Origin of the sequence: Cognatundibacterium luofuense (genome assembly GCF_018139685.1) — a bacterium.
In the GTDB taxonomy this organism is placed as follows: domain Bacteria; phylum Pseudomonadota; class Gammaproteobacteria; order Burkholderiales; family Burkholderiaceae_D; genus Undibacterium; species Undibacterium luofuense.
In genome coordinates this window covers 1-355 of sequence record NZ_JAGSPN010000325.1, presented here as the reverse complement: position 1 = coordinate 355, position 355 = coordinate 1, and the positions used below count along the sequence as shown (strand labels likewise).

The following is a 355-nucleotide window of genomic DNA, read 5'->3' as shown; positions in this document are numbered from 1 at the left end:
ATAGATGGCCAAACTGATCGTTAATCCGCTTAAAATGGTCAATATCGAGCACTGCAAGCCAGTTGAATTTTTCCGCGTCCTGCTCGCGCCTTTCGGTTTCTGGCTTAGCCAAAGACGGTTGCAAATCAGGCATGACTTCCAAGGGCTTCATTTCCCTTAAGTTGGTGCGCAAGACCTTGGAAAAACTGTCATCGAAAGTCTTGCGGTTAAGCAGTCCGGTCAGTGAATCCCTTTCGCTGTAATCCAACAGATTCTGAAAATTCCGGTACACAATCAGCATGCCATTGACGACTTCCATGACTGGCTCTTCGGCTTGCTGAGGATGGCTGAGCTGCAGGCAAGTATGCAGTTTGTC

General features: G+C 48.2%; 1 protein-coding gene. It reads right to left on the bottom strand.

Annotated elements, in window-relative coordinates:
• On the bottom strand, nucleotides 1-298 hold a 298-nt coding region (locus KDM89_RS20620; RefSeq protein ID WP_369123602.1), incomplete at its 3' end, for a GGDEF domain-containing protein.
• Between the last annotated feature and the right edge of the window lie 57 nt (nucleotides 299-355).